The 13,809-nt window shown below is 64.5% G+C and carries 10 protein-coding genes; 3 read left to right on the top strand and 7 right to left on the bottom strand.

Annotated elements, in window-relative coordinates:
- Positions 1–10 precede the first annotated feature (10 nt).
- Positions 11–700 carry a YoaK family protein gene (locus AAGQ88_RS17800; RefSeq protein WP_342653117.1) on the top strand — a complete coding sequence of 230 codons (690 nt, stop codon included), beginning with the start codon at positions 11–13 and terminating at the stop codon, positions 698–700.
- 20 nt (positions 701–720) lie between these two features.
- On the opposite strand, the gene AAGQ88_RS17805 is transcribed toward AAGQ88_RS17800, so the two are convergent.
- Positions 721–1,575, bottom strand: coding sequence for a LysR family transcriptional regulator (locus tag AAGQ88_RS17805; RefSeq protein WP_342653118.1), 855 nt, complete (start codon positions 1,573–1,575; stop codon positions 721–723).
- A gap of 74 nt (positions 1,576–1,649) precedes the next feature.
- Here AAGQ88_RS17805 and AAGQ88_RS17810 point away from each other — a divergent pair, with 74 nt between their 5' ends.
- Both AAGQ88_RS17810 and AAGQ88_RS17815 read left to right on the top strand, forming a co-directional pair.
- Positions 1,650–2,588 carry a DMT family transporter gene (locus AAGQ88_RS17810; RefSeq protein ID WP_342653119.1) on the top strand — a complete coding sequence of 313 codons (939 nt, stop codon included), beginning with the start codon at positions 1,650–1,652 and terminating at the stop codon, positions 2,586–2,588.
- A gap of 211 nt (positions 2,589–2,799) precedes the next feature.
- A complete protein-coding gene (locus tag AAGQ88_RS17815) occupies positions 2,800–3,672 on the top strand; it encodes an NAD(P)-dependent oxidoreductase (protein ID WP_342653120.1) in 873 nt (290 codons plus the stop codon).
- A 25-nt stretch (positions 3,673–3,697) separates the two neighbouring features.
- On the opposite strand, the gene AAGQ88_RS17820 is transcribed toward AAGQ88_RS17815, so the two are convergent.
- From AAGQ88_RS17820 to AAGQ88_RS17845, 6 genes are all read right to left on the bottom strand, one after another.
- Positions 3,698–4,426 (bottom strand): GntR family transcriptional regulator, encoded by a 729-nt coding sequence (locus AAGQ88_RS17820; protein WP_342653121.1) that lies wholly within the window; start codon positions 4,424–4,426, stop codon positions 3,698–3,700.
- 123 nt (positions 4,427–4,549) lie between these two features.
- Positions 4,550–6,394, bottom strand: coding sequence for an allophanate hydrolase (gene atzF, locus AAGQ88_RS17825; RefSeq protein WP_342653122.1), 1,845 nt, complete (start codon positions 6,392–6,394; stop codon positions 4,550–4,552).
- 171 nt (positions 6,395–6,565) lie between these two features.
- Positions 6,566–7,411: a hypothetical protein gene (locus tag AAGQ88_RS17830; RefSeq protein WP_342653123.1), complete on the bottom strand. Its 846-nt coding sequence runs from the start codon at positions 7,409–7,411 to the stop codon at positions 6,566–6,568.
- A 35-nt stretch (positions 7,412–7,446) separates the two neighbouring features.
- Complete coding sequence (locus tag AAGQ88_RS17835; RefSeq protein WP_342653124.1) at positions 7,447–9,438, bottom strand: tetratricopeptide repeat protein; 1,992 nt, start codon at positions 9,436–9,438, stop codon at positions 7,447–7,449.
- The gene (locus AAGQ88_RS17840) at positions 9,435–11,555 is read right to left on the bottom strand and encodes a glycosyl transferase family protein (protein WP_342653125.1); all 2,121 of its coding nucleotides are present in this window, start codon (positions 11,553–11,555) and stop codon (positions 9,435–9,437) included. The genes AAGQ88_RS17835 and AAGQ88_RS17840 overlap by 4 nt, the downstream gene beginning before the upstream one ends.
- A gap of 11 nt (positions 11,556–11,566) precedes the next feature.
- Positions 11,567–13,783, bottom strand: a complete 2,217-nt coding sequence (locus AAGQ88_RS17845) for a cellulose biosynthesis cyclic di-GMP-binding regulatory protein BcsB (RefSeq protein WP_342653126.1) — start codon at positions 13,781–13,783, stop codon at positions 11,567–11,569.
- Positions 13,784–13,809 lie beyond the last annotated feature (26 nt).

Below are 13,809 nucleotides of genomic sequence, written 5' to 3' on the forward strand. Positions count from 1 at the left end.
GGAATCTCCCATGCCAACGATTCACCGCTCCATGGCGCCCGCGCTCAGCTTCAATGGCGGGTTCGTCGACACCATCGGCTTTCTTGCCCTGCAGGGTCTGTTCACTGCCCACGTGACCGGCAACTTTGTCACCCTCGGCGTCAGTATCGTCCACGGCACTTCCGGCGCATTGGCCAAACTGCTGGCGCTGCCGGTGTTTGCGCTGGTGGTGGGGCTATCGCACATCGCCGCGGTCTCGATCAACCGACGCGGCCTCACGCCGTTGCGACCGCTGCTGATCCTTCACACGTTGCTGCTGGCCCTGTTCGGCGTGTTTGCCGTGTGGCTCGGGCCGTTCAGTGATGGCGACAGCGCTGCGGCCTTGTTGACAGGCATGACCGGTGTCGCAGCGATGGCGATCCAGAACGCGATTTCACGCCAGCACCTCAAAGGCGCGCCGCCGACCACGCTGATGACCGGCAACGTCACTCAAGGCGCCATCGATGTGTTTGCGCTGATCGGCCTGCTCGACCCGGAGCAGCGCGCCGCGATCAGACAGCGCCTCAAACCGGTGGGCCTCAATCTGCTTGGCTTCACGGTCGGCTGCATCGGTGCCGCGCTGCTTTATCTGGGCGTGGGCCTGTGGTGCCTGGCGCTGCCGGTGGCCGTCGCGGTCTGGACCTGTGTGCGCACCTTCGGCAGCCAGGACAGCGTGGCCTGACCGCTCACCCGCGCGAACCGCTACAAGCGAAAAAACTGCCTGACGGCCTGTGACAGCAGGTCGACCGCCTCGTCGCCCCGGGACGCGGTCGAGCGAATGAACACCACATCGTGCTCGGCAATGACAGGCAGCCCGTGCAGGATGCGCATGCGCGGCGTGACACGGGCGCGGTCGACCAGGCTGATCGCCAGACCGGCCTCGACACAGGCTTTCACCGCCTGATTGGAAGGGCTTTCCAGCACGATGCGCGAGCGCCGTCCGCCGAGCTTGAGGGTCTGGGTCATGGCCTGACGGTAAGGGCATTGCACCGCGTGCACGGCCAGCGGGATCGGGTCAGGCAGGTCGTCGGCGTGCTGCGCCGAACCGACCCACACCGGCTGTGACGTGACAAGCCAGTGATCGTGCGCGGTCAATTGCTCCTTGGGCTGAGCGATGACCGCCGCCTGCAGCCGACCGCGCTGCACCAGGTCGCGCAGCGCGAAGCTGGGCGCGGTTTTCAGCTCCAGCACGATGTTCGGCCATGCAGCCACGAAGGTCGGCAGGATGTCGTGGATCACGTGCGTCGCGTATTCGTCCGGCACGCCCAGGCTGATCCGCCCGACCAGACGTGTGCCGTGCAGATCGGCCAGCACGCGGTCGTGGGTGCTGAGCAATTCAGTCGTGCTCACCAGCAAGCGCTTGCCCAGCGTGGTCAGCGAAACCGATTGATTGTCGCGATTGAGCAGACGCCCGCCGGCAATCGACTCCAGGCGTTGGATGTGCACGCTCACCGCCGCCGGACTCTTGTGCAGTTGTTCAGCCGCCGCGCTGAATTTGCCGATGCGTGCCACCGCATGAAAGGTGCGCACCAGGTCGATGTCGAGAATCGCCGTCATGATTTAACCATCCTGAACAACTGATACCGTTTATTTTGATTTATTGGAGCACGCCGGTTCCGTAGGTTAGTCCTATGAACTCGCAAACGCCATTGACCTGCACGCCCCTGAGCCGTCCCCACCGGAGACAGGCGATCCCGTTGCCGTTGCTCGAACTCGCCCTGATCCTGACCTGGAGCTCCGGATTCATCGGCGCACGGTTCTCGATCGATTACGCTCCGGCATCGCTGGTGGTGTTCTGGCGCTGCGTGGTGGTCACGGTTGTGCTCTTTCCCTTCGTCATCAAACCGCTGCGGCAGACACCGTTGGCCGTGCTGCTGAAAAATGCCGGCATCGGCCTGTTGGCGATGGCCGGTTACCTGATGGGCGTCACACAAGGCATTGCGTTGGGCGTGCCGGCCGGCCTTGCCGCGCTGTTTGCCGACCTGCTGCCGATGGGCATGGCGCTGCTCGCTGCCGTGGTCTTGCAGCAACGTCTGACGTGGCGCGTGTGGGCCGGGCTGGTGACCGGACTGGTGGGCGTGATGCTCGTCACCCACGGCGCGCTGGCCTGGGGCAACGCGCCGTCATGGGCCTACGCCCTGCCGCTGCTGGGCATGCTGTCGCTGGCCGTCGCCACGCTGTGGCAAAAGCACGCGCCGACGCCAAAGGCGCTGGGCCTGCTGCCGAATCTCTGGCTGCAATGCTGCGTGTCCAGTTTTGCGTTCGCCGCCCTGCAGGGCGTTCAAGGCAGTCTCGCGCCGATCGCCAGCGCAGGCTTTGCCTTAAGCGTGCTGTGGACGGTGGCCCTGTCGACGCTCGGCGGCTATGGCCTGTACTGGATGTGCCTGCGCCGCGCGACCGCAACACGGGTCGCCAGCGTGCTGTACCTGAGCCCGCCCGTCACGCTGCTCTGGGCATGGGCCATGTTCGATGAACCGCTGTCCTGGCTGATGGCCTTGGGCATGGCGGTCTCTGGCGCCGGCATCGCACTGGTGATCCAGGCCGAGTCGCGACAGGGCAAGGAGAGCTGAGCGCTGACCGCGGCACGCCCGAGAGTCCCGAATGCTTGCCTGATCCTCCGGATTGTCGGGTTGACGACTGCCCTTGCATTTCACTTTGGGCATACTTCACTGATCGCCGAATGGGCAAGTGCCACTCCGGCGCTCATCACACGACGTGGCCGATGCGCTGACCGAAACATCGCATCGGCATTTCCGTTTACTTCACAGGAGCAAACCTCTGATGAAAATCGGCTTCTTGGGACTTGGCAACATGGGTCAGGCCATTGCCGGCAATCTGTTGAAAGGCGGTCATGAACTGCGGGTCTGGAACCGCTCGCCGGATGCTGCCCAGCCCTTGGTCGAACAAGGCGCGATTGCAGTGTCCGAGCCCGGTCAGGCATTCGCCGCCGATGTGGTGTTCAGCATGCTCGCCGACGACAAGGCGCTGCGCTCGGTGCTGCTGGATTCCGGGTTGCTCGAACGACTCAATGGCCCGTTGATTCACGTCAACCTGGCGACCGTCGCGGTGGCGTTCGCCGACGAGCTGGATGCGCTGCATCGGGCGCGAGGCATTGATTACATCGCCGCCCCGGTACTGGGCCGACCCAATGTGGCGGCCGCCGCGCAACTGAACATTCTCGCCGCGGGGCCGACAGCCGCCCTCGACCGGGTTCAGCCGCTGCTGGACCAGATCGGGCGCAAGACCTTTCGTCTCGGCGAAAAAGCCTCCAGCGCCAACGTGATGAAACTGGCGGCCAATTACATGCTGATCTCGGCCATCGACGCCATGAGCGAGGCGGCCGTGATGGTCAAGGGTCACGGCCTGGCGTCCGCCGATCTGATCGACCTGTTGTCGTCGACCATCCTGCCCGGACCCATTTATTCAGGCTACGGCGCGCTGATCGGCAAGCGCTCCTACGAGCCGGCAGCCTTCAAGGCGGTGCTGGGCCTCAAGGACATCGACCTGGTGCTGGCCGCTGCCAGCGATGCGTCGGTGTCGATGCCAAATGCCGAGAGGGTGCGCGCCAACCTGCAGGACGCCGTGGACCACGGGCAAGGTGAAATGGACCTCGCTGTGCTGGCGGAAGTTGCCGAGCGCCGGAACCCGGGCTGACCTGCGCAGTGTGTCGCCCGACGTTTCACACGTCGGGCGCCACGGTCCTGATCGCGCTGCGTTGGCGGGCGACGTGAAGCATGTGCAGGGTGATTTTGCGCACCTCCTTCTTGCTGATCTCGATGTGGCTTTTCAGCAACTGCTGCGCCTGTTCCGTACGCCGCTGGAGAATGGCGTGGAGAATCTGCGCGTGCTCGGCGTAGGTAGCCTCGATGCGGGGCTTCTGCGTGAAATCCAGCCGCCGGATGATCCGGATTTTCTCAGTGATCTCGGCGTGCATGCGAGCCATCTCGACATTCCCTGCAGCCTCCACCAGCGCACAATGAAAACGCTCGTCCAGCGCCGACACCTGCTGGGTGTCCTGCACCTGCTCGGCGGGCGGCACCAGCCAGGTTTGCCGAAGTGCGTCGAGGGTCTGATTGCCGTCAATCTCCATCTGCGCCAGGCGCGCCAGTGCCGCACTTTCCAGCACGATGCGCACGTCATACAGCTCTTCGAAATAGTTGAAATCGAACGCCCTCACCTGCCAGCCGCTGCGGAAGTACACCTCCAGATAGCCGTCGCGCTCCAGGCGGTAAAGCGCCTGACGCACTGGCGTACGACTGGCCTGCACCCGCTCGGCGACTTCGCCTTCGCTGAAGCGGTCGCCCGGCAGCAGACGGAACTCGAAGATGTCTTCCTTGAGCTGCTGATAAATGCGCTCGGCCATGTTGTCCGGGCGTTCCTTGGGCTTTTGCGAATGGGCAATCTGCATGTTCGGTCCAGGCGATGGAGTGGACAAAGTCGTCGGGCCGGGCAGCCCGGCCGGGAAGCCTTGCGTACCGGCGTGCCGGGGTGGCCGCCGGCAACACAATGCTACCTCGGGCTGCTCGTCCTATCAGGCCTTTTTCAGGCTGGCGATGTAGGCGCGCCAGCCACCGAAGCCGGTGATGTCCTGCGCGCCAGCGATCGCCCACGGTTCACAGATGAAGCCTTTGACACTGCGGCCGTCCAGCAGCGCGAGGTTGCCGATGCTCAAAGGCGCCGGAATCTCGGCCACGAACTCGCCGAAGCGGGCCAGCGGCACGTCCCACAATTCGACGATGATCGAGCTGCCACCCTCGGATTTCACCAGGCCGGGTTTCGGCGGCACAGTGCCAGGCAACGCGTAGAGCCGGTAATCGGTATCGGTCAGGGTCTGCTCGACGAATACGGCATCGCGGCTGGTCAGCTGGAAATTCAACGGCATGCCCGTCAGGTGCGCCCCGACCACCGCAACGCGCACGCTGCCACGCGGTTGCGCTGGCTGCACTGGCGCAGGCAATGCCCGACCGGTTGCGCCCATGGGCAAGCCCAGGCTGGCCTGCCAGCGCTTGCCGAAACTGGCCAGCGCCGTGTCATGCCAGGCCGGGGCGATCAGCGTGATGCCTGCCGGCAACCCGTCGCCGCGAAACCCGGCGGGCAGCGCGAGCGCCGACAGATCGGCCAGGTTGGTGAAGTTGGTGTAGTAACCGAAATGCGAGTTGTACAGCACCGGCTCGATGTCCATTTCCGCCAGCGTGTGAATGGTCGCCGAGGTCGGCACGACCAGCGCGTCAAAGCCTGCCAGCGCATCATTGATCTGTCGGCTCAAGGTGGCGCGCAGGTACTCGGCGTTGTAGGCATCGCAGGCGCTGTAGCCAAGCCCGCTTTCGACGATGCCGCGCACCACCGGATTGATCGCGTCGGGTTGCGATTTCAGCATCGCGGTCAGTGCAACCGTGCGCTCGGCCACCCACGGCCCGTAATACAACTGCTCGGCCAGGGCCTTGAACGGCGCGAAGTCGATGGGCGTGATCTGCGCACCCATGGCGCTCAGTTTGAGCAGCGCTTGCTCGTACGCGGCCTGGCTCTGCTCATCGCCAAAAAACTCCAGCGTGTCCGGGATCGCAAGCTTGACCGTCTGACCGAAGCCGAGCGGCGCCGTGTGCGGGTTGCGTCGCGAATAGGCGTCGCGGGCATCAAAACCTTCCGCGACCTCGGCGACGCATTGGGCATCGTCCACGGTCAGGGCGAACACCGAAATACAGTCCACCGTGCGACAGGCAGGAACCAGACCGCTGTTGGACAAACGCCCTTTGGTCGGCTTGAGCCCGACGATGTTATTGAAACCGGCAGGCACGCGGCCCGATCCTGCGGTGTCGGTGCCCAGCGAAAACGCGACCAGCCCGCGCGCCACCACCGAGGCCGAGCCGGAGCTCGATCCGCCGCTGACGTAGTCCGGATCGAAGCTGTTCGGTACCGCGCCGTAGGGCGAGCGTGTGCCCACCAGACCGGTGGCGAACTGATCCAGGTTGGTCTTGCCCATCAGAATCGCGCCTGCCGCGCGCAGGCGCTGGACCACCGTGGCGTCGTCATCGGCCGGATACGCAAATTCAGGGCAGGCCGCCGTGGTCATCCAGCCACCGGCATCGATGTTGTCCTTGATCGCGAACGGCACGCCGTAGAGCGGCAGCTTATCGATGTCGCCGTTGGCCGCTTCGAGCCGCTTGCTCAGGTCCTGGAGTTGGGCTTCGATCTGCGCGGCCGTAGCCATCGCAATCCAGGCCGGATCGTTTTCGGCGAACTGATCGCGCAGCGTCAGCAGGCTTTGCGGCGACGTCACACCCTGACGATACGCCGCGAGCCACTCGGTGATGGTCCAGCCACAGGGGCCGGTTGCGGATTGAAGGCTAGCGGATGGGAAACTGACAGTCTCTTGCATGGTGAATTCCATCTTGTATCCAAGTTTGGATTCACTGAAAGCAAAACCCGAGCCACGGCCCATGAGCCGCGTTTTACCGGGGCTCGATGAAGATTTTGAAAGAACCACGTGCGTTCACGCGCACACAAATGAGGCGAGATGGGCGGTCCATGACTGATCAGAGGGCAGCCGTCATTTCGACAGTGCGTTGACCAGCTCCGAGGTCACATAATGCGGGCCGTCGAACAGGTACAACGGGTAGCCGGGATAGGCCGCCAGTTGGGGTTTCAACTCATCCACGGTGGCCGAGCGAAAACCGCCGCCGACTTGCGGACGAAACGCCTCGACGATGATTTTCACGCGGTTGGGACCCAGCGCCTGGCGCAGCGCGTCGGCATAGGTGCGCGCCACCGGCGCGGTACGGGCATAGACGCCGACGCCGTCCTGAAAGAACACGCCAATGTCGTCCGGCAGCCAGGTTTTCAACCAGTCGGCGGTGGCCTGCGGGCCGATGTTGGCGCCATCGTAAACGCTGATCCACAAAGGTCGAGGCAAACGGGCCAGCAGCGCGGGCAGCTCTCGGGCACGGCTCCAGCTCGGATCGACCTCAGCGGGGAAATACCAGCCTGTGACGTTGAGCGGTGTTTTCACCTTGGCCAGGCGCTCGGACAAGGCGGCCAGCTCCTCGATATTGTCCCGCGAGCGGTTCTCGCTGAAGTAGCCCGCCAGCCCGACGATCACATCCTGCGCCCAGGGCTCGCGGCTGATCCGCGCCCAGTCCGGCAGCACCGGGACCTGAGGCAGGCCGGCATTCGGGACGAACGCCTGGCCGTCCACCGCCGTCCATTGCACCAGCAACTCATGGGCACCCAGAGTGTGCCAGTTGCCGGTGATGCCGACGGTGGCGTTGTCCGGCTGCCAGACGATGCCGGCAATGTTCGGCCGCGTGATCCGGCCAAGCTCGTACAAGGTGTCGACCGCGACACCCAGTACGCCCACCAGCAACGCCGTCAGTGAAGTTTTCACGATGCGTGACATCCCTGTCCTCCCTGCCCTGTCGTTCAGCACCCTGCTCACCACGAGTACGTCAATCGAGCGAAGACGCCCTCTGCGCTGTCATCGCCGAACACCTTCTCCCGGTACTGCACGGAAAAATCGACGTACGACTGCGGCGCCTTGTGCGCGGTCTCGCGGAACCAGTACCGCACACCGACCCCGACGCCTGCACCGCCGGCATTGTCCGATGAGGTTTTGGTGCGCCCGAGCGCATCGACCTCACTGCGCATCTTCGAGTCGTAATCGACCGCGGCGACTACGTGGGGAAACACCACCAACCTGGGGCTGACACGATCCAGACGAAAGCTGCGCCCCAGTTGCCATTCACTGTTGAAGTAGTTGCGTTTGTCATTCAGGTAACGGCCGCCCTCCGCGTACAGCTGTGACGTCCACCAGCTGGGCACGTCCACTCGCAAGTCGGTGCCGATGCTGGAACCATAGCCCAGGCGCACCAGCCAGTCGCCGTCGACCTTGGAGCCCGCCAACGGAAAGGTGCGCTCGAACGCCGCCATGACGTTGTATTCGGAGAACGGCTTGATGCGCACGCCCACTGCACCCTGCAAGGCATCCATGCCCTTGTCGTTGCCGCTTTCCTTGTTCCACAGGGTGTCGGTGACGCGTCCATAGAGCTCGACGAAACGCGCATCGCGGTAACCGGCCGGACGCCAGAACACCTCGGTGCTGTTCTGCACGCTGTCGTTGCTGCGACTCGGCGTACCGCTCAGACCATTGCTGGTGCTCGCGCCCCGGTAAGTGGTGGTGTTAGTCACGCCCCATTCGCGGGACAGGTCGGACACCGCGCGGCGCGTGTCGAACACCTGCTGATCGGGCATCTTCAGATCGCCGGCTTTCTGGTAATCGAGGACCCGGTCGAAGTAGGCGATGGCTTGCGCGTCTTCGGACGCGCGCATGGCCGTGTAGGCTGCATCCTGGACTTCCTTGGGCTTGAGCCCGTTCTGCCGGTCCAGGCGCTTGAACACTGCCAGCGCAGCATGATCATCGCCCGACTGACTGAGGAAATACGCCATTTGCACTTCATCGCCGGGCTGCAGTTCGCCCGCGTCTCGCGCCTGCTGCATGCGCTCCAGCGCCTGACGCGGCTGTCCCATGGCGGCGTACAGCGAAGCCTGTTCGCGCAGCGGCAGATTGCCGACGGCCAGGGCCTGGGCGAAATCCTGTTGCGCACCGGGTTTGTCGCCCAGGCGCAAACGCATCTGGCCGCGCTGGGCGAGCAAGGTCGCGTCGTTGCCTTTCAACGCCAGCGCCTCGGTCGCGGCCGAGCGGGCCTCGGCGTACTGTTGCTGTGCGATCAGTGCACTGACGAGCAGGCGGCGATAGGCGATTTCCTGCGGATAGCGCTGGACCACATCGCGGGCATAACTGACGGCGGTGTCGTTGTCACCGCGGGCCAACGCTTCGTAGCCCTGGGCGGCCTTGACCACCGCCATCTGCTCATGGATCGACTGCAGACGACGGCTCAACGCAGGCTGCGGGCCCAGTGCCTGAACGGCATCATGGGTCGCCACTTCTGCTTCCTCCAGACGCTGCTGTCGCTGCAACGCTTCGATCAGCATCATCCGGTAATCGGCGTTTTTTGGCGCCTGGCTGATCGCCTTGCGGGCGAATTGCGCGGAGCGTTCGTAGTCCCCCTCGGCGTAGGCGCGCAGTGCCCGATTGCCGTCCAGGTAACCCGGTTTTGGCCGCGCATCGGGGTAGCGCTCAGGATGATCGCGGCGGTCCTTGTCGCGTTCGGCCAGAGCGATAAGCTTGCGCAACTGACCGGCGTCGTCCCGCTGGCGCAGGGCCTCGCGGGCCTTGGCGATGGCCAGGTCGTAGTCCTTGCGGTTATAGGCGCCGTACGCCTCGTTGGCGATCGCATACGCCGGACCGCTCAGCGGCAACGGCAGGATTTCGGCCTGGCCCTGCCCGTGACAGAGCATCGGCAGCAGGCCCAGGCTCAAGCCCAGATTCAACCCCAGCGTGCGATGCAAAGGTGCGAGGAGCTTCATGACGGTTGCTCCGTTCGGTCGCCCGAGGGCGAGTGGCTGTGTTGATGCGCCACGGCCCGCTCGATGGTTTCCCGCGCGAGCACACCGCTGTCCACCAGGTAGTCGCCGATACGGCCATGCACGTGCGGTCGGTATTGCAACATCGCGCGGTTGAAGGTCTGGCGGTCCAGCAAACCCTGCTCGATGAGCAGGTCGCCCAGCAACGGCGTTGCCGCCGGCAACGGCTGGCCAGCCACCACTTCCAGTCGGCGCAGTTGCGCCACGATTTCGCTTTCCCGGGCGATCATCTGCACAGGCTCGGCGCCCATCTGTTCGGTGATCTGCTCGAGCGCCTCTTGCGACAACGGGCTGGCCACCGCGATTTCAGGGCGGCCCTGAATGTCCAGCGCCAAGGGCACCACGCGCCAGCGCAGGCAATATTCATCGGCCAGCAATGAGTCCGGCTGGACTTTGGCGGCCACGTCGAAGATCCGGGGCAGATCGTTCTGGAAGGCGATGGCTTCGGCCAGGGTTTCGTCGTCGAGCCAGCCGTGGCTGAGCAGAATCCGGCCCAGTGGCATTTGCCGGGTCTGCTGCTCGTCCAGCGCGCTTTGCAGCTTCTCGTCGTTGATCGCCTGCCACGACAGCAACACGCTGCCCAGTTTGCGCGGCGCCCGGGCCACCAGATCGGTGGACGGGAAATCGTGCATGGTCTTGTCCCAGACCAGCTTGCGGTTGAGCAGTTTGCCCACCAGAAACAGGCGCCAGGCACGGGCGGCGGCCATGAAGTTGACGAAGTTGCCCACGACCATGCGCGGCATCGACAGCAAGCCATGCTGCCAGCCATAAATGATGGTGGTGAAATAACAACGATGGGCCATGCGCCAGAGCACCGCCACGCCGTTGGCCGCGAGCAGGACTGTCACCAGGCCGTTGTTCTCGAACGGCGTCGGAAAGGTGGTGTTCCACAACCCGCTGGCGCGCAGCACGATCAGGGCCAGTAACTGAACCAGGATCACGTAAGCGATGATGCTGACGAACGAGGTGATGAGACCTTTGCGGTCGCGGAACAGCAGATAACGGTTGGCAAGCGATCCGCTCCAGCCCATCTGTTCCCAGCCTTGCAGACCGATTCCCAGTGTCCAGCGCGCCTTCTGGCGGAACGCGGTGCGGAACGTGTCGGGGAAGAACTCACGCACGCACAGCGGCATTTCCAGGGTCGACTCGTAGGGCTTTCTGAACCACGATTTGCGCAGAATCCGGTACTGCACCGGGAACCGCACGAAGATCGCGCTCATGCCATGACGCGCCAGCCGTGCGCCGACGTCGTAGTCCTCGGTCAGGCTGTCGGTGTTGAACGGCTGATTGGCATTCTCGTCGGCCAGGACCTGCAACGCGCGCCGCGAAAAACAGGTGCCGACGCCTGCGGACGGCACGCTGTCGGTCATGCTTTCACGCACCACCAGATCCTTGCCGTGCCATTCGGCGAACTCATCCATGTAAGTGCCGGCGACCCATTCGTACCAGTTGCGCTCCAGCGACACCACGGGCAACTGAATCATGTCCTTGCGTGGCAGCAGGTAGTTGAACAGGCGCATTTCCAGCGGATGCAGGACGTCTTCGCTGTCGTGCAGCACCACGCCGGCGAAGGTCACCGCGTGAGTCTGTTCGTACAGGAAAATCGTCTGGATCACCCAGTTCAGACAGTCCGCCTTGCAGGTCGGACCCGCGTGCGGGACTTCCACCCGATGCAGCTGTTTGTAACGGCGACGCATGCGCTCGACTTCATCGATGGTGCGCTGATCGTTGATGTAGGTGCCGACGAACACCACGTAATTCTGGTAATCGAGCGTCGACACCATGTTCTCGATCATCGGCGCGATGACATCGTACTCCAGCCACGCCGGCACCATGATCGCCATCGGCTGCTCGTCCCGGGCGATCAACTGCTCGGCGGTCAGCGGCCGGTAACGCCGCTCGGCCGTGAATTTTCGGTACAGCCGGCGCGCCCAGTACCACAGGTCGATGAGCAGGTCGTCCAGGCTCGACACCAGGATGATGGCCGCGACCACAATGGTCGCGACCTCCAGCACGCTGTAGTAATGGGCCAGCCAGTAAGGCCAATAAAGCGAGGTCATCGCGGCTCCCGTTACTGGCGGTTGCGACGGGCGCGACGGCCAGCCAGCAGCAGGACGAGGAACGCGATCACCGCGGCGGGGATGAGCCACAGTGCCGACGGCTTACGCCAGGCATCCAGGCCTTTGGGCGCCTGATCATCGACCATCTGGCTGCCGGTCGGGTCCTTGGCGTCGAAGGTCACCAGCGGACCGCTGTCAGCCAGCAACGTGGTGTTGCCGCGCTCAAGCAGAACCGGCCGGGCGAAGTCAGGTGCCTGCCCGCCCAGGGTGCGGTAGACCATGCCCTGCTGAGCGCCCGACTCGATCACTTGCAGCGACGCCAGGTGATTGAGGGACTTGAGGTCCAGCAGCGTCTGCTCTTTGTGGTGAATCAACAGATGCCCGTCATAGTCGACCTGGACCGACTCGTCGCTGTCCTTGATCGGCACCTCGAAGGCCAGGAAGGCCTTGTCCGGGGCGATGGCGGTCTGGGCGTCGGCACTGACCTTGAGCTCGGCGCGCAAGGGCGACACACCGCTGGCGCTGGCGATGCGGATCAGTTGCGGCAGGCTGGCGGCAGGTCGGTCCAGGTAGCTCTGCGGGACCAGTACCTGGGTGCCGGATGCGAAGCGCGCGGCCATGCCGGCGAAGTCGTTGTCTAGCGTGGTTTTCTCCAGCGTGACGTGGCTGCTGGGCAGCACGGCGATGGGGAACGGCTGCGGGGTTTCGCGGCACAGGTCGCTGACCGGCTGACGCTGGAAGGTGACGCGCAAGGTGTTCTGCGCCGCCAGTGCGTAACGCGGAATGCGCGCCTCGATGCGTTCCCTCTGGCCGTCGGCGTCGAGTTGCCTGGCGCCGATCAAGTAATCGTTGAGGAACAGGCTCACCACCGGCGGGGTGTCGGTCGCGCCTGGAGCGGCGGCCACATCGATGGCGGCGCTGACCGGAATCCGGCCGTCGTAGGCAACGCTGCCCAGCGGGAAACTTGCACTCCAGTCAGTCTTGGCCAGCACGTCGAGGCTGCCCGGCCGGCCGCCCAGACGGGTCAGCGCGACACGGCCGTCTTCGCTCAGCGGCATGCCCGCTTCTTCGCCCACCGTCAGCTGACGGCTGCGTGCCAGCTTGTTCCACGCCGCGCCAAACAGGCCGATGGCCTTGCCGGCAGCGTCCTGATTGATCATCAGCAACGGGTGCGCGCCGAGCAATGCCAGGCGCACGTTATCGCTGCCCGAGGTGTTCAATGCCGCGTTGACATGGCGCTCGCGCCACTGGGCGAATGCGTTGACGGCCGAGCCATCGACACTCTGAACCTGGCGTTGCAGGGCATCGAGCGACTCGGTGATTGCCTTGAGCAGTTGCGGGTCGCTCACCGCCAGATCGACATTCAGCGCCGGACTCTGACCGAGCATCAACAACGCCCCGATCTGCGCCGGATCGTCGAGGGTACGCAGGCCCTTGCCGTCGAGGCTGGCGAAGGCCGGAATCTGCTTGAGCTCGGCCGGGATGTTCAGTGTGCTGACGTCCACGCTGTCCTTGACCGAAGGGAACGGCACGATGCGCGCCTGTTTGCCGATCCGCTCAAGCGCAACGCCCAGACGCCACGCCGCATCGTAACTGGCGCTGGACAGCGCGCCCGGTGCGACGAGGATGCCCGGTTTGCCCGGCAGTGCATTCCAGGCGGCGCCGACGTCCTGCAACTGCATCGCGTCGAAGCTGTAGCTGAGTCGGGTGTGCGGATCGATCCGCAACACGTTGCCGATCGCCCGCTCGTCTTCGCACTGGATGCGCGAAACGATCGACGACCAGGCAATCCCCAACCGCACCGAGCCGCTTTCGCGCGCAGCCTTGTCCACGCCCAGCACCGCGCTGGCGTCCCCTTCCCCTTCGTTGAGCCCCAGCGCCCGCACCGGATAGCCATCCAGCGACAGCAACAGGGTATTGCGCCCGGCGTCGCCGTTCAGGTAGCTGGCGTCGAAATGCAGCGAGGCATCGGTCAGCGGTACGTCGGCGGGCACCGGCAGGTACAGCTCACGGCGCGCATCGCTGGCGCTGAGAATGATCGGGCGATCGATGCCCAGCTCTTGCAGTTCGACGACCCGTTGCTGGCGGGTGTCGGCGTTCAGGCGGCTGATCGCCTGGCTCAGCGGGCTGTCGGCGGCAAGGGCGAACGCGGGTGTGACGGCCAGCAGACTCAAGCTGCAGGCAAGGGCGTGCAACGCGCCCGAGGGTACGGTTACAGAAGACTTCATTCAGTCAGATCTCGATCAAGGCGATG

The organism is Pseudomonas sp. F3-2, from assembly GCF_038804275.1.
GTDB lineage: Bacteria > Pseudomonadota > Gammaproteobacteria > Pseudomonadales > Pseudomonadaceae > Aquipseudomonas.